The organism is Achromobacter sp. ESBL13, assembly GCF_036668755.1.
Taxonomy (GTDB): domain Bacteria; phylum Pseudomonadota; class Gammaproteobacteria; order Burkholderiales; family Burkholderiaceae_B; genus Achromobacter.
The window spans coordinates 439,217-454,245 of record NZ_JAZEVT010000006.1 but is presented as its reverse complement, the minus strand read 5'-3'; the positions used below and the strand labels follow the sequence as shown (position 1 = coordinate 454,245).

The following is a 15,029-nucleotide window of genomic DNA, read 5'->3' as shown; positions in this document are numbered from 1 at the left end:
CCGCCAACCCGCGTGGGGCCATGACCGCATCGGTTGGCCCCACGTCACTCACGAGGCAATGCGATGGCGCAAGACAGCGAGGCCGGTTCCGCGCCGCTTATCGAGCGGCGTTCGATTGACTACATTCCGCCGTCCGAGCGGCACGGCAAGCTCTACAGCCAGTTCACCCTGTGGATGGGCGCCAACCTGCAAATCACCGCGATCGTCACCGGCGCGTTGGCGGTGGTGTTGGGCGGCGACGTGTTCTGGTCCTTGATCGGGCTGTTCATCGGGCAAGTGCTGGGCGGCGTCGTGATGGCGCTGCATGCGGCGCAAGGTCCCAAGCTGGGCTTGCCGCAGATGATCTCCAGCCGCGTGCAGTTCGGTGTGTACGGCGCCGCGATTCCGATTGTGCTGGTGTGCCTGATGTACCTGGGCTTCACGGCCACGGGCACGGTGCTGTCCGGTCAGGCGCTCGGGCAGTTGTTCGGCGTCAGCGATACCGTGGGCATCCTGATCTTTGCGTCGGTCATCGTGGTGGCCACGCTGTTCGGCTACCGCGTCATTCACCTTATCGGGCGCGTTGCCACCGTGTTTGGCCTGATCGCGTTCGTGTACCTGTTCACCCGCGTGATCGCAGTGGGCGATGTGGGGCAGCTGCTGCAAATCCGGCATTTCGCCTGGGGGCCGTTCCTGTTGGCGGTGTCGCTGGCGGCGTCCTGGCAGATCGCCTATGGCCCGTACGTGGCGGACTATTCGCGCTATCTGCCGGCCTCGACGTCATCGGCCAAGACGTTCCTGGCGGTGGGCCTGGGGTCGGTGCTGGGCGCGCAGATCGCGATGGTGCTGGGCGTGTTGGCGGCCGCGATGTCCGCTGGCCAATTCGCCGGACGCGAAGTGGCGTACATCGTGGGGCTGGGCGGCACGGGCACGATGGCGGCCTTGCTGTACTTCAGCATCGCGTTCGGCAAAGTCACGATTTCGACGCTGAATTCCTACGGCAGCTTCATGTGCATCGCCACCATCGTCAGCGGTTTTCGTGGGCACGTGGAGATATCGCGGCGCCAGCGCGCGGTGGCGGTGGTGCTGATTGTGGGCGCGGCCACGGCGGTGGCGTTGGTGGGCCAGCATTCTTTCCTGAACGCGTTCAAGTCCTTCATCCTGTTCCTGCTGGCCTTCTTCGTGCCCTGGAGCGCGGTGAACCTGGTGGACTACTACTTCGTCAACCGTGGCCGCTATGACGTGGCCGCGTTGTCGGACCCGAATGGGCGCTACGGGCGTTGGAACTGGCCCGGCATCCTGGTGTACGCGTTTGGCGTGCTGGTGCAGATGCCGTTCATCTCGACCAAGCTTTATACCGGCCCCATGGTCGAACGGCTGGGCGGCGTGGACGTGTCCTGGATCATCGGCCTGATCGTGCCCAGCATTCTCTATTACCTATTCGCCCGCCGCGATTCGCGGCTTGCGGCGCACGAGCCGGCACAACGTCCGGTCTGACAACAACATTGCATCAAGCCGGGAAACCGGCGTAGGAGACCCCCAATGGATTTGCACTTGAAGCCCGGCCATCTGACTTTGTCCGACTTGCGGCGCGTGTACCAAGCGCCTGTGCGGCTGACACTGGATGCCGGCGCGGCCGATGCCATCGACGCCAGCGTGGCCACCGTTGAGCGCCTGATCGCGGAAGGCCGCACGGTGTACGGCATCAACACGGGCTTTGGCTTGCTGGCATCCACCAAGATCGCGCGCGAAGACTTGCAAGCGCTGCAAAGTTCGCTGGTGCGCTCGCATGCCGCGGGCGTGGGCGAGCCCCTGGATGACGCCATGGTGCGGCTCATCATGGTGCTGAAGATCAACAGCCTGGCGCGCGGCTATTCCGGCATTCGCCGCCATGTGATCGACAGCCTGATCGCGATGGTGAATGCGGGCGTGTACCCGCACATTCCGTTGAAGGGCTCGGTGGGCGCCTCGGGCGACCTGGCGCCGTTGGCGCATATGTCCATCGTGCTGCTGGGCGAAAGCCGTGCGCGCTATCAAGGCGAATGGCTGCCCGCGCAAGAAGCGCTGGCGCGCGCCGGGCTGGTGCCCTTGACGCTGGCGGCCAAGGAAGGGCTGGCGTTGTTGAACGGCACACAGGTGTCCACCGCGTATGCGCTGCGCGGCTTGTTCGAAGCCGAAGACATGATGGCGGCCGGCCTGGTGTGCGGCAGCCTTAGCGTGGAAGCGATGCTGGGTTCGCGCGTGCCGTTCGATGCACGCATCCACGCCGCGCGCGGCCAGCCGGGCCAGATTGCGGTGGCCGCCGTCTACCGCGAGCTGCTGGGTCAGGACAGCGAGGTCGGCCATTCGCATGCCGATTGCGAAAAGGTGCAGGACCCGTACTCGATGCGCTGCCAACCGCAGGTGATGGGCGCGTGCCTGACGCAGATCCGCCACGCCGCGCACGTGCTGCAAATTGAATCGAACGCGGTGTCCGACAACCCGCTGGTGTTCGTGGCGCAGGGCGACGTGATTTCGGGCGGCAACTTCCATGCCGAACCCGTGGCGATGGTGGCCGACAACCTGGCGCTGGCGTTGGCCGAGATCGGTGCGCTGTCCGAACGGCGCATTGCGCTGATGATGGACAAGCACATGTCGCAATTGCCGCCGTTCCTGGTGGCCAAGGGCGGGGTCAATTCCGGTTTCATGATCGCGCAGGTGACGGCCGCCGCGCTGGCCAGCGACAACAAGGCCCTGGCGCATCCGGCCAGCGTGGACAGCATGCCCACGTCGGCCAACCAGGAAGACCACGTGTCGATGGCGCCCAATGCCGGCAAGCGCTTGTGGGCGATGGCGGAAAACGTGCGCGACATCCTGGCCATTGAATGGCTGGGCGCGTGCCAGGGGCTGGATTTCCGTGAAGGGCTCAAGACGTCGCCGCAGCTGGAGCAGGCGCGCCGGGCGTTGCGCGAGCAAGTGCCGCACTACGAGGAAGACCGCTTCTTCGCGCCCGACATCGCCGCCGCCAGCGGCTTGATTTCGGCGCAGGTGCTGAACGGGCTGATGCCGGCCGGGTTGCTGCCCAGCCTTTGATTCTTCAACCGTCGCGGCGCCCAGCAAGGGGCCGCCACTGCCGCGCTGTGCCGAAGCGTCCATAGAAGCCGCTCGCGCAGCGCTTGATGCTGTACGCCTATACCTATAACAAGGACGGAGACGCAACATGCAAGCTCAAACGCAGGATCTCAAACGGGGACTCAACGCCAGGCACATCCGCTTCATGGCGTTGGGCTCGGCCATCGGCACGGGGCTGTTCTACGGGTCGGCCAAGGCCATCGAGCAGGCCGGGCCGTCGGTGCTGATCGCGTACCTGATCGCCGGCGCGGCCGTGTACATGGTGATGCGCGCGCTGGGTGAAATGGCGGTGAAGGATCCCGTGTCCGGCTCCTTCGGGCACTATGCCACCGCCTACCTGGGACCGGTGGCGGGCTTTCTGACCGGCTGGACTTACGCGTTCGAGATGATCATCGTGTGCCTGGCGGACATCACCGCGTTCGGGCTGTACATGGGCTTTTGGTATCCCGATGTGCCGCGCTGGATCTGGGTGCTGTCCATCGTGTTCTTCATCGGCGCCATCAACCTGTGTTCGGTCAAGGTGTTTGGAGAACTGGAATTCTGGCTGTCGCTGTTGAAAGTGGGCGCCATCATTGCGATGATTGCCGGCGGGTTGGGCATCATGCTGTTTGGTTTTGGCCTGAACGTGGAAAGCGCGGCGACGGGTGTGCATAACCTGTGGGAGCACGGCGGCTTCATGCCCAATGGCGTGGGCGGGCTGATTGCGTCGCTGGCGGTGGTGGTGTTTGCATTTGGCGGCATCGAGATCATCGGCATCACGGCGGGCGAAGCCAAGGACCCCGGCCGCACCATCCCGCGCGCCATCAACGCCGTGCCGCTGCGCATCCTGCTGTTCTACGTGCTGACCTTGTTCGTGTTGATGTCCATTTTCCCGTGGACGCAGATCGGCAGCCAGGGCAGCCCGTTCGTGCAGATCTTTGATGGGCTGGGTATCAAGTCGGCGGCCACCATCCTGAACATCGTCGTGATCTCGGCGGCGGTGTCGGCCATCAACAGCGACATCTTCGGTGCGGGCCGCATGCTGTATGGCATGGCGCGCCAGGGGCAGGCGCCGCGTGGCTTCGCGGCGGTGTCGGATTCCGGCGTGCCGTGGATGACGGTGGTGGTCATGACGGTTGCGCTGCTGCTGGGCGTGCTGCTGAACTACCTGATCCCGGAAGACGTCTTCATGTTGATCGCGTCGATCGCTACGTTTGCCACCGTGTGGGTCTGGCTGATGATTCTGTTATCGCAGGTGGCGATGCGGCGCAAGATGAGCCCGGACGAGGTCGCCGCCCTGAAGTTTCCAGTGCCTTTCTGGCCTGTTGGCCCGCTGCTGGCAATTGCGTTCCTGGTGTTCGTAATCGGCGTGCTGGGATATTTCCCGCGGACCCAGATGGCGCTGGCCGTAGGCGCGGTGTGGATTGCGTTGCTGTGCGTGGCCTACCGCTATCTGGTGCAACCGCGCGGCCCGGGCGGCGGGCTTCCGGCGCCGGTGCCGCAAGGGTCTGACTGAACGAACACGGCGCCCTGCCGCCTTGCGCGGCGCGGCGCCGGCTTTAAGGAGAACTGCATGAGACAGGTCTGGCGACATTGCCACGCCGCCACGATGGTGGACGGGGCGTATTCGGTGATTGAAGACGCGGCCATCGTGACGCATGCCGACCGCATCGAATGGGTCGGCAAAGAAGCGGTGCTGCCGCCGGTCGATGCGGTGCATGAGCATGACCTGCGCGGCGCCTGGGTCACGCCCGGGCTCATCGATTGCCACACGCATCTGGTCTTTGGCGGCAACCGCAGCACGGAATTCGAGCAGCGCCTGCAAGGCGTGGACTACGCGCGGATCGCGGCGCAAGGTGGCGGCATCGCCAGCACCGTGCGCGCCACGCGCGAGGCATCCGAAGACGGGCTGTACGCCAGCGCCCGGCAACGCGCGCTGCACCTGCTGCGCGATGGCGTCACCACGCTGGAAGTCAAATCCGGCTACGGGCTGGACCTGCCCAATGAACGCAAGATGCTGCGCGTGGCGCGGCGCCTGGGCCAGATGCTGCCGATGACCGTGCAGGCAACCTGTCTGGCCGCGCACGCATTGCCGCCGGAATTTGCCGGCCGGCCCGACGACTACATCGACGAGGTGGCGCGGCGCATGTTGCCGGTGCTGGCGGCCGAAGGGCTGATCGATGCCGTCGATGCGTTCTGCGAGCATCTGGCGTTTACGCCGGAACAGGTGGAACGTGTCTTTCAGGCGGCGGTGCATCTGGACCTGCCCGTCAAATTGCATGCCGAGCAGCTGTCGTCGCTGCACGGCGCAACCTTGGCCGCGCGCTACGGCGCCTTGTCGGCGGACCATCTGGAATACCTGACCGAAAGCGATGTGCTGGCCATGGCGCGGGCCGGCACGGTGGCGGTGCTGCTGCCCGGGGCTTTCTATGCGCTGCGCGAAACGCAGTTGCCGCCGCTGGAACTGCTGCGCCGCCATGGCGTGCCGATTGCGATTTCCACCGACCTGAACCCGGGCACATCCCCCGTGCTGTCGTTGCGGCTGATGATGAGCATGGCCTGCACGCTGTTCAAGATGACGCCCGAAGAAGCGCTGGCCGGCGCAACGTTGCACGCGGCGCGCGCCCTGGGGCTGCACGTCACGCATGGCTCGTTGGAAGCGGGCAAGGTGGCCGACTTTGTCGCCTGGGACGTGGCGCACCCGTCCGAGCTGGCGTACTGGATCGGCGGTGACTTGCCCAAGCGCGTGATCCGCCACGGCGCGGTGGTGAATGTGGCGGCGCTGAACTGAGCAGCCGATGCACCATGGCGGGCCCTGGCGTTTTACGATGTCGTTCGGTCGCGCCTGATTCCGGGCGCGCCGTGCATCAGGGGAACGTATGCGGATCTGCATGATGGAAGGGCCGGTGGACTTGATGCCGGACAGCGCCACGTGGGCGGGCATCGCCGACCGAGTGGCCGAGCTGGCGCCGGACCTGCTTGTCACCAATGAAATGCCTTTCGGCCCGTGGCTGGCGGCCTCGGCTGCCTATGACGCCGCGCGCGCCGCCGAGTCGGTGCGCCTGCACGAAGCGGGGCTGACCGCGCTGGCCGCGTTGCAGGTGCCCGCCGTTGTTTCGTCACGCCCCGTGCCCGCCGGCGACCGTCTGGCCAACGAAGCGTTCGCCTTGCAGGGCGGGCGCTACACGGCGCTGCATCACAAGCAGTTCTTCCCAGAAGAGCCCGGGTTCTTCGAAGCCACCTGGTTTCGCCCCGCGATGGACGGCTTTCAGGTGTTCGAGGTGGGCGGCATCCGCCTGGGCGTGCAGCTGTGCACCGAATTGATGTTCAACGAACGGTCGCGCCGCTACGGGCGCGAGGGGGCCGAATTGATCGTGGTGCCGCGCGCCAGCGGCGCGTCCGTCGGCCGCTGGATGACGGCCGGCGCGATGGCGGCGTTGGTGTCGGGCTGCTATGTGGTCAGCTCGAACCGGGCCGGGCGCACGGAGCAGGGCCAGGTGTTCGGCGGCCGGGCGTTTGCATTTCAGCCGGACGGCGAAGTGCTGGCGCAGTCCACCGATACGGAGTCGATCGTGGTCGTCGACGTCGACCCGGCGCGGTCGCGGGCGCAGCAGTCGCAGTATCCCTGCTACGTGAAGGAATAGCCGGTCCGCTGGAATAGCCGGTCCGTTGCGATTGCGAGCGCGGCCCTGCGCCGCGCTCAGGCTGCGATGGCGATGTGCCGTCGGTCTTCGATCAAGGTCGGCAGCCGGAACGCGCTGACGGCGCCTTGCAAACGTTGCGCCTGGTTTTCCAGCGACGTGGCGGCGGCCGCGGCTTCTTCGACCAGCGCGGCATTTTGCTGCGTCACCTGGTCCATCTGATTGACGGCGGTGTTGACCTGATCAATGCCGGTCACCTGCTCTTGCGAGGCGGTGGCGATGTCGTTGACCAGCAGCGTCAGCCGCTCGATGGTGTCCAGGATTTCTTGCATGGTGCGCCCGGCCGTTTCGACCTGGGTGGACCCCGCCTGCACGGTGGCGCTGGAGGCCGACAGCAATTGCTTGATCTCTTTGGCCGCGCCCGCGCTGCGCTGCGCCAGCGACCGCACTTCCGCCGCCACCACCGCGAAGCCCTTGCCCTCTTCGCCCGCGCGCGCGGCCTCGACCGCTGCGTTCAGCGCCAGGATGTTGGTCTGGAAGGCGATGCCGTCGATTACGCTGACGATGTCCTCGATGCGGCCGGAGTCCTGCGCGATTTCGCGCATGGTGCTGACGGCTTCTTTTACTGCCATGCCGCCGCGCTGCACCACCTGGCTGGCCACGACGGCCATCTGATTGGCCTGGCGCGCGTTCTCGGCGTTGCTGGTCACCGTGGACAGCAGTTGCTCCATGCTGGCGGCGGTTTGTTCCAACGACGCGGCCTGTTGCTCGGTGCGGCTGGACAGGTCCTGGTTGCCGGCGGCAATTTCGCTGGAACCCGCGTTGATCTCCACCACGCCTTCGCGCACCGCATGCACGGTGCGCACCAGGCTGTCCTGCATCTCTTGCAGGTAGGGGATGATCTGCCCCACGCAGTTGCGGCCATAGGGCGCCAGTGGCGTGGTCAGGTCACCGCCCGCGATGCGGCGAAAGTGGGCCTTGATGGCGTCCAGCGGACGCCGCACGAAAATCACCACATAGCGGTCGCCCAGGGCCAGCAGGAGCAGGCAGACCGCCAGGACGGCGCCCATGCCGATGTAGGCTTGGCGCCGCTTGGCGGCAGCGTCCGCCCACAGCTGCGTTTCGCGGTCCTTGGCGTAGGCCTCGTAGTTTTCGATGCTCTTGCCGAACGCGCGGCTGGCGTTTACGACGGCCCCGGCCGCATGTTCGCGCGCGCGCTTGATATCGCCGGCTTCCAGGTGTTGGCGTTGCACGGCGATGCCGCCATTGACCAGGGCGTCGAAGCCGGCCTGCATGGGTTCAAGGATGGCGGCGGGCGCGTCTTTGGTGGCTAGCTCGATGAAAAGGGCTTGCTGCTTGCGCGCCTCGTTCAGCGCGCTGTCGATGCTGCGGCCTTCTTCGGCCACTTGCGCGGCCCGGCCTTCGGCGGCGTATTCCAATTGACGCGACAGCCGCAGCCGGGCGCGCATGATCTGATCGTTGACCCGAGACAGGGCGGAGACTTCATGAAGCAGGTCGCCGCTGGTGGCAAGCGCTTCCCCGGCGCTGCGTAACCCGTTGGCGCTAATGGCTGAAAGTCCGATGACCAGTGCACTGACGGCAAGCAGCGTGCACAGGATGAGGCGCCGGATGGTGATGTCTTTCAAAAACTGTGTCATGCGTGTCGTCCCAAATACAGCGAGTGCTGCATAGACAACAACGACCCCGCCGCCGCGATATTTAGCGACTGTTGCACAACTTACGAATATGTCTGCCCGTTCAACGAATATGTCGATAAATACCGCAACAATATTGCGATTTGGCGTTATTTCGAGGGGTGCGGCGTGGGCGTTTGCACGGGTTCGGACGCGTCAAAGCGCAGGCGCGAAAAGCTGGCGATGCAGGCAAGCGCCGCGCACAGCCCGCCCAGCCACAACGCCGCCACCGCGCCATGGGTCGTGGACACGTGGAAACAGGCCGCCACCAGCGCCGCGCCGGACGCCTGGCCCAACAGGCGCACGGTGCCGATCATGCCGCTGGCGCCGCCCGCCCGCGAGGCCGGGGCCGACGTCATGATGGCGCGCAAATTGGGCGATTGGAAAAACCCGAAGCCCGCGCCACAGATGGCCATGCGCCAGCAGATATCCCAGACCGTCGGCGCGGCGGGCAGCAGCGCCATCAACACCATGCCCAGCGCCAACATGGCCAGGCCGACGCCGCCCAGGATGCCCGCCGGATACCGGTCGGACAAACGGCCCGCGATGGGCGCCATGACGGCGACCACGACGGGCCAGGGCGTGATCAGGAAGCCGGTGTGGACCTGGCTGTAGCCCAGCACCGTCTGGAACATGAAAGGCAAGGACACGAAGGCCAGTGCCTGCGCGGCGAACGCACACACGGCGGTGGCGGCCGACAGGGCGAACAGGGGGCGGCGCAACAGGTCGACGGCCAGAATGGGCGCGGGGTGGCCGGCTTGCCGCCGCATCAGCAGCCACAGGGCGGCAACGGCGCCGCCCCATTCCAGCGTGACGCGCGGCCATGGCGCGCCTTGTGCCAGTTCATTGGAGCCCAGCACGAACAGCCCCAGCGTCAGCGCGCAGAGCGCGGCGGCGATGCCGTCAAAGCCGTGCGGGGCGCGGGCGGTTTCCGGCAAGCCGCGCAAGCCCAGGACGGCGGCCAGGATGCCGATCGGCACGTTGATCAGGAACAGCCAGTGCCAGGAGCCCAGCAGCAGGATGGCTGACGCAGCGGTCGGCCCGGCGGCGAACGACAGGCCGACCACCATGGCGTTCAGGCCCAGGCCACGGCCCAGCATCGAAGACGGATAGATGAATCGCAGCAAGGCGCCGTTCACGCTCATCACGCCTGCCGCGCCCAGCCCTTGCAAGATGCGCGCCACCACCAGCGTGGGCAGCGACGGCGCCAGCCCGCAGGCCAGCGACGACAAGGTGAACACCACCAGCCCCACCATGTACACCCGACGGTGCCCCAGGATTTCGCCCAGCGCGGCAGCGGGCAGCAAGCCGGCCACCATGGCCAACTGATAACCGCTGATCACCCAGATCGACCCGGCATCGCTGGCTTGCAGGTCGCGCGCAATGGTGGGCAGCGCCGTGTTGGCGATGGCCGTATCCAAGCTGGCCATGCACACCGCCAACATGACGGCCAACAAGGCGCCCAGGCGTTCCGAGGCGGGCAGGCCGGCGCCGGCCGGGTAAACGGTATTGCGTGAGAACGGGAGCATGGGCGTCAGGGAGGGCGTGCGGGCGGACGTGTCCGGCATCAGGAGGACTGATTCTAATGCGGCATCGGGATTCAACGCTTGGTCAGCCAGCCGCCCCGCGCATCGGTAATCAAACTGATGCCGGCGATCGACCATGCCAAATAATCGCCGAGGCGTCTCGGGATTAATACTTGCTACATGTGCTGAATATCCGCAGAGTCACATGCAGAAACGAAATTCAGCGCGCATTTACAACGAAATGTATGTCCGCAAAATCGGCCGATTTTCATAGGGTGAGTCTCGCAACGCCACCGCTGCGTTGCATTCCATTTTGTCGCAATGGGCAAAATGCGCAGGCGAATTTGAAACTATTCTGCTTGGGTATGCGATATTGCACGTACGATTAATTTCGATTTTCTTGATGGTGCAACTATTTGGGTGGGAGGTTTCCTATGAAGCGCTTGTCCTTGTATGTAGCAGCGTTGTCCGCGTGCGGCGTGGGTTTACCGGGGGTGGTAAATGCGCAAGCCGGTCCCACCGCGAATTTCAATGTCACGCTGACCATTACCGCCAACTGCGTGATTGCCGCGAATAATCTGGCGTTTGGCACCCACGGTGTGTTGAATACCGCGATAACCGGCAATACCACGCTGAACGTCACGTGCAGCAATACCACGCCATATACCGTGGGCTTAAGTTCCGGCACCGGCACCGGTTCCACCGGCACGACGCGGTTTATGCAAGGCACGGGCTCCAATACCGCCACGGTTGCGTATCAGCTGTATCAGCCGAATAGCCCCACCGTTGTCTGGGGCGACGCCCAGGTAGCGGACCGGGTGGGCGGCGTGGGCAACGGCAGCGCGCAGGCACTGGTTGTCAACGGCACGGTGCCGGTGCAAACCACCCCGGCGCCAGACACCTACTCTTCCACGGTCACTGCCACGGTCTACTTCTAGTGCGCGCCCTGATGCGTACGCTGCCGGCGGCCGTGTCGGTGCTGTGCCTGGCGGCGTGGACGCCGGCCGCGCTGGCGGCGGCCTTGCAAATATCGCCGGTGCTGGTGGAGCTTGCGCCCCAGCAGGGGGCCAGCGCCGTCATGCTGCGCAACCCGGGCGCCACACCGATCTACGGCCAGGTGCGCACCTATCGGTGGGACCAGGCCAATGGCGACGATGTCTTGACGCCCACGGAAGATATCCAGGCCAGCCCGCCGATCATCCAGGTGCCGCCCGGCGGCGAGCAACTGGTGCGGCTGGTGCGCGCCTCGCGCGAACTGGAGCCGGTGCAGCGCAGTTACCGCGTCATCATCGACGAGATCCCCGACCCTTCCACCCCCGGCATGAACGGCGTGGTGTTGCGCCTGCGATATTCCGTGCCGGTGTTCGTGGCGGGGGCGGCGGCGTCGCCGCAACCCGAGCTGGCCTGGCGCGTTGCCAAAGAGGGCGACGCCTGGGTGCTGCGGTTATCGAACACCGGCTCGCGCTACGCGCAGGTCGCGGCGTTGCAGATCGTTAACGGGGCGGGCAAGACGGTGGCGAAAGTCGACGGGTTGCTGGGCTACGCATTGGCGCAGCGCGCCCGTGAATGGCGGATTCCCGCAAAGCAGGCCGCGCCAGGCCCGGTGCGGATCAAAGCCCTGATCAATGGTGACGACGTCACCGTCGCCCCGCGCATCGAATGACCGCGCATCGCGCGCGGCTGCGCGAGGGGCAATGACGAGGAAGGCCAGTCCATGGCAGTACGCGCTTGTCTTGGGCGGGGACGACGCATGTGGCGGCTTGCACTTTGCCTGCTGTGCGCGCCGGCAATGGCGGCGGACCCGCCCGACCAACTGGTGTCTTTCGGCAATATCGCCGAGCGTGATGTGTATCTGGAGGTCAGTATCAACGGCGTCAATACGTCCCAATTGATTCGGTTTCGCGACGTGCAAGGCCGGCTGTCGGCCAGCGCGGGCGCCTTGCGGTCGGTGGGTGTGGACCTGTCCACGCTGGGCCTGCCGGATGGCCGCGATATCGCGCTGGATAGCATTGCCGGCGTGCGCTACGCGTACCGGACGGCAGAGCAATCGGTGGACATCCAATTGCCCGACTCGTTGCGCGTGCCCTATGAAGTGGGCGCGGCCGGGGCCACGCAAACGCCGCCGGCCACCTCCGGGCGCGGGCTGCTGCTGAACTACGACGCGTATGCGCAAACCGATTCGCTTTATCGGCTGGCGCTGTTTACCGAGCAGCGCTACTTCGATCCGACCGGCCTGTTCAGCAATACGGGCACGGCGTATCTGGGCGGCGCGGCGGATCGCTACGTGCGCTATGACACCTTCTGGACGCGATCAGACCAGCAGACGATGCGCACGCTGCGGCTGGGCGACACCATCACGTCGTCGTTGAACTGGTCGCGTTCGGTGCGAATGGCCGGCGTGCAATGGGGCCGGAACTTCGCGCTGCGGCCCGACCTGGTGACGTTTCCCGTGTCGTCGTTGAGCGCATCGTCGGTGGTGCCCTCGTCCGTTGCGCTGTACGTCAATGGCGTCCAGCAGTTCTCCGGCAACGTGCCGCCCGGGCCCTTTGTGGTGAACCAGATTCCGGGCATCACGGGCGCGGGCCAGGCCACGCTGATCACTCGCGACGCGCTGGGCCGCACGGTGACAACCTCGGTGCCGCTGTATATCGATACGCGCATGCTGGCGTCCGGCCTGTCCAGCTGGTCGGTGGAAGCGGGCTTTGTGCGCCGCCAGTTCAGCGTGCGCTCGTTCGACTATGACGACAAACCCATGCTGACCTCGTCAGGGCGCTACGGGGTCAGCGACGACCTGACCGTGGAAGGGCACGCGGAAGCGGGCGCCGGCCTGGCCAACCTGGGCGCGGGCGCCTTGGTGAAGCTGGGGCAGGCGGGCGTGCTGAGCGGGTCCGTGGCGGGCAGCGCGGGCAGCTATTCCGGAGGCCAGATCGGCCTGGGGTACCAGTACGTGCGGCCAAGCTTCAGCATCGATATGCAGGCCACGCGCGCGCTGGGCGATTACGGCGACCTGGGTTCGCGCGAAGACGCGCCGGTGCCGCGCCAGACCGAACGCGTCACCGTGTCCCTGCCCCTGACCAGTGCGCAAAGCGTGGCGTTGAGCTACATCGGCTATCGCATGCCGCAGGTGCCGGCGGCAAAGCTCGGGTCGGTGTCGTACACGGTCAATCTGCACAGCCGGGTGGTGCTGACGGCCAGCGCCTACAACGATTTTGCCGAGGACGGTTCGCGCGGTGTCTACCTTGGCCTGTCGCTGATGCTGGGCGATCGTACGCAAGCCACCGCATCGGCAGGTCGGCAGGCCGGGCAGGACACCTACAGCGTGGGCGCGCAGAGCAGCGTGGCGTACGAAGGCGGCTGGGGGTGGGCGTTGCAGAACGGGCGGTCGGGCAGCATGCAATACAACCAGGGGCAGGCCCAGTTTCTGGGCCGCTACGGCCAGCTGACGGGCATCGTGCAGGACTATGGCGGCACGACGACGGCCGCCGCGCAGGCATCCGGGTCGCTGGCCATCATGGACGGCGCGGTGCTGCCGTCGCGCCGCATCAACGACAGCTTTGCGCTGGTCTCCACCGACGGCGAGCCCGATGTGGCGGTGCTGCACGAAAACAGAAAGTTGGGCAGGACGAACCGCAGCGGCTATCTGTTGGTGCCGGACTTGAATTCCTATCAGACCAATCGCCTGGCCATCGACCCGGAGGACCTGCCCGTGGACGTGAAGCTGGACACCACGAAGGCCGTGGTGGTGCCGCAGGCGGGCGCCGGGGTGCTGGCCAAGTTCCAGGTGGAAAAGTACGCGGCGGCCTCGGTCATCCTGCAATTGCCGGACGGCGCGCCGGTGCCCGTGGGCGCCCAAGTCGTGCAGGTGGAAAGCGGCAAGCGTTCCGTGGTGGGATACGACGGAATTGCGTTCGTGGAAGACCTTCAGGCCAGTAACCAGCTGCGGGTGCGTGGCGCTGGCGTATCTTGCCTGGTGGACTTCGATTACGTGCGCGACGAAGAACACCCGCTGCCAACGCTGGGGCCGTATCCGTGCCGGCCGCTGCAAGGAGCGCGGCCGTGATGGCGCGGCGGCGCGGCATGGGGCCGACGCAGGGGGCGGCGCGGTTGCCGCTGCGCTGGCTGTTGTTGTCCGCCAGCGCGGCGTTGGCCATGGCCTATGGCAGCTTGGCGCAGGCCAGTTCCTGCACGTTGGGCGCGGGCACGACATCGACGATGGATTTCGGCGCGGTCAACCCGCTGCTGCCGGCCGATACCGTCAACGATAGTGGGCAGGTCACGGTGACCTGCACCTTTACCGCCCTGGGCCTGTTTGCCCGCGTGTGCTTCAACCTGGGCCTGGGCAATACTAGTACGTCGAACAACCCGCGCACCCTGGGGGCCGGCACGAACCGGATGAACTACAACCTGTACACCAACACCGCACGCACGCAGGTGTGGGGCGCAGCGACCAGTTCCGGCCCGACGTCGGTATTGCTGACCGGCCCGCTGCTGGTTCTGGGCGGGCCGGTGTCGACCACGTTCAAGTTCTACGGCAAGGTGCCGGGCAACCAGCCGCTGGTCTCAACGGTGAACAACGCCAACACGACGTATTCCGAAACCTACCCCAACACGGCCACGGTCGACGTGTTGTTCGGTCTGGGAGCATTGGCCAATTGCCCGCTGTCGACGGTCTCGCAGCGCATCTCCATCCCGTTGACCGTGACGGCACAGGTACAGAAAAATTGCACGATCAACGCGACGGATCTGGCGTTTCCGCCCAAGGGGGTGTTGAGCACAGCGGCCACGGCCACCAGCGCCATCACCGTCAAGTGCACCAATAACAACGCATTTTCGATCGCGCTGAACGGCGGTTCGGTAGCGGGCAACGTGCTGGCGCGCAAGATGAAGCACGCGACGGCGGCCGACACGGTCAGCTATCAGCTTTATCAGGACAGCAGCTACGCCACGATTTGGGGCGACGCTTCGGGCGGCGCCCCGCGCGTGGGCACCGGCACGGGCGCCAACCAAACGTTCACGGTGTACGGCCGGGTGCCGCCCCAGCCTACTCCCCGGCCGGGTAACTACAAGGACGTTGTCACCGCCACCATCACGTTCTGACG

At 65.9% G+C, this 15,029-nt stretch carries 11 protein-coding genes; 9 read left to right on the top strand and 2 right to left on the bottom strand.

Annotated elements, in window-relative coordinates:
• Positions 1–63 precede the first annotated feature (63 nt).
• From V6F88_RS23400 to V6F88_RS23380, 5 genes are all read left to right on the top strand, one after another.
• Entirely contained in the window at positions 64–1,476 is a 1,413-nt protein-coding gene (locus V6F88_RS23400; RefSeq protein WP_332612580.1) for a purine-cytosine permease family protein, read from the top strand.
• 45 nt (positions 1,477–1,521) lie between these two features.
• Complete coding sequence (gene hutH / locus V6F88_RS23395; RefSeq protein ID WP_332612578.1) at positions 1,522–3,051, top strand: histidine ammonia-lyase; 1,530 nt, start codon at positions 1,522–1,524, stop codon at positions 3,049–3,051.
• A 127-nt stretch (positions 3,052–3,178) separates the two neighbouring features.
• Positions 3,179–4,585, top strand: coding sequence for an amino acid permease (locus V6F88_RS23390; RefSeq protein WP_332612577.1), 1,407 nt, complete (start codon positions 3,179–3,181; stop codon positions 4,583–4,585).
• A 57-nt stretch (positions 4,586–4,642) separates the two neighbouring features.
• Positions 4,643–5,860, top strand: a complete 1,218-nt coding sequence (gene hutI / locus V6F88_RS23385) for an imidazolonepropionase (protein ID WP_332612576.1) — start codon at positions 4,643–4,645, stop codon at positions 5,858–5,860.
• Between the two features lie 88 nt (positions 5,861–5,948).
• The gene (locus V6F88_RS23380; RefSeq protein WP_332612574.1) at positions 5,949–6,713 is read left to right on the top strand and encodes a carbon-nitrogen hydrolase family protein; all 765 of its coding nucleotides are present in this window, start codon (positions 5,949–5,951) and stop codon (positions 6,711–6,713) included.
• 56 nt (positions 6,714–6,769) lie between these two features.
• Here the strand turns inward: V6F88_RS23380 and V6F88_RS23375 are convergent, their stop codons facing one another.
• Both V6F88_RS23375 and V6F88_RS23370 read right to left on the bottom strand, forming a co-directional pair.
• Positions 6,770–8,368: a methyl-accepting chemotaxis protein gene (locus V6F88_RS23375; protein ID WP_332612572.1), complete on the bottom strand. Its 1,599-nt coding sequence runs from the start codon at positions 8,366–8,368 to the stop codon at positions 6,770–6,772.
• A gap of 146 nt (positions 8,369–8,514) precedes the next feature.
• On the bottom strand, positions 8,515–9,933 hold the full coding sequence (locus tag V6F88_RS23370; RefSeq protein WP_332612612.1) for an MFS transporter: 1,419 nt from the start codon (positions 9,931–9,933) through the stop codon (positions 8,515–8,517).
• Between the two features lie 431 nt (positions 9,934–10,364).
• Here V6F88_RS23370 and V6F88_RS23365 point away from each other — a divergent pair, with 431 nt between their 5' ends.
• From V6F88_RS23365 to V6F88_RS23350, 4 genes are all read left to right on the top strand, one after another.
• Positions 10,365–10,868 carry a Csu type fimbrial protein gene (locus V6F88_RS23365; protein WP_046805579.1) on the top strand — a complete coding sequence of 168 codons (504 nt, stop codon included), beginning with the start codon at positions 10,365–10,367 and terminating at the stop codon, positions 10,866–10,868.
• Between the two features lie 11 nt (positions 10,869–10,879).
• A complete protein-coding gene (locus V6F88_RS23360) occupies positions 10,880–11,593 on the top strand; it encodes a fimbrial biogenesis chaperone (protein WP_332612570.1) in 714 nt (237 codons plus the stop codon).
• A gap of 87 nt (positions 11,594–11,680) precedes the next feature.
• A complete protein-coding gene (locus tag V6F88_RS23355) occupies positions 11,681–13,990 on the top strand; it encodes a fimbria/pilus outer membrane usher protein (protein ID WP_332612569.1) in 2,310 nt (769 codons plus the stop codon).
• Complete coding sequence (locus tag V6F88_RS23350) at positions 13,990–15,027, top strand: Csu type fimbrial protein (protein ID WP_332612611.1); 1,038 nt, start codon at positions 13,990–13,992, stop codon at positions 15,025–15,027. The genes V6F88_RS23355 and V6F88_RS23350 overlap by 1 nt, the downstream gene beginning before the upstream one ends.
• The last annotated feature ends 2 nt before the right edge of the window (positions 15,028–15,029 follow it).

Bases quoted from the DNA above. Each gene is read 5' to 3' on its own strand.
- V6F88_RS23400 (WP_332612580.1), top strand. From the start codon at position 64: ATGGCGCAAGACAGCGAGGCCGGTTCCGCGCCGCTTATCGAGCGGCGT.
- hutH (WP_332612578.1), top strand. From the start codon at position 1,522: ATGGATTTGCACTTGAAGCCCGGCCATCTGACTTTGTCCGACTTGCGG.
- V6F88_RS23390 (WP_332612577.1), top strand. From the start codon at position 3,179: ATGCAAGCTCAAACGCAGGATCTCAAACGGGGACTCAACGCCAGGCAC.
- hutI (WP_332612576.1), top strand. From the start codon at position 4,643: ATGAGACAGGTCTGGCGACATTGCCACGCCGCCACGATGGTGGACGGG.
- V6F88_RS23380 (WP_332612574.1), top strand. From the start codon at position 5,949: ATGCGGATCTGCATGATGGAAGGGCCGGTGGACTTGATGCCGGACAGC.
- V6F88_RS23375 (WP_332612572.1), bottom strand. From the start codon at position 8,368: ATGACACAGTTTTTGAAAGACATCACCATCCGGCGCCTCATCCTGTGC.
- V6F88_RS23370 (WP_332612612.1), bottom strand. From the start codon at position 9,933: ATGCTCCCGTTCTCACGCAATACCGTTTACCCGGCCGGCGCCGGCCTG.
- V6F88_RS23365 (WP_046805579.1), top strand. From the start codon at position 10,365: ATGAAGCGCTTGTCCTTGTATGTAGCAGCGTTGTCCGCGTGCGGCGTG.
- V6F88_RS23360 (WP_332612570.1), top strand. From the start codon at position 10,880: ATGCGTACGCTGCCGGCGGCCGTGTCGGTGCTGTGCCTGGCGGCGTGG.
- V6F88_RS23355 (WP_332612569.1), top strand. From the start codon at position 11,681: ATGTGGCGGCTTGCACTTTGCCTGCTGTGCGCGCCGGCAATGGCGGCG.
- V6F88_RS23350 (WP_332612611.1), top strand. From the start codon at position 13,990: ATGGCGCGGCGGCGCGGCATGGGGCCGACGCAGGGGGCGGCGCGGTTG.